The sequence below is a fragment of the Marinobacter sp. UBA2498 genome (assembly GCF_002341575.1).
Lineage (GTDB): Bacteria > Pseudomonadota > Gammaproteobacteria > Pseudomonadales > Oleiphilaceae > Marinobacter > Marinobacter manganoxydans.
The window spans coordinates 31,260-31,568 of sequence record NZ_DDOI01000158.1; the positions used below are offsets into that span (position 1 = coordinate 31,260).

At 57.6% G+C, this 309-nt stretch carries 1 pseudogene; it reads left to right on the plus strand.

From position 1 onward, the window contains the following. A pseudogene (locus tag B2W52_RS22095) lies at positions 1 to 309 on the plus strand (DNA polymerase I); the annotation flags it as partial.

The window sequence follows — 309 nt, forward strand, 5'->3', positions numbered from 1 at the left end:
CACCGACGTGGAACTGGATTTTGGCCTGGAAGACCTGAAGCTTCGGGAACAGGATGACGGGCAGCTGCTTGAGCTGTTCAAGGAATACGAGTTCCGCACCTGGATTGCCGAACTGGAAGAGGGCGAAACCCCACCCTCCAGCACCGCCCGGTCCAGCGATGCAAAACCCGGCCCGGAGACCGGCAGGAAAGACTACAGCGTCATCACCGACCAGCAAGAACTGGATCAATGGCTGGAACGCTTGAAATCGGCCGAGCTGTTTGCCTTCGATACTGAAACCACCAGCCTCCGGTACATGAATGCCGAGAT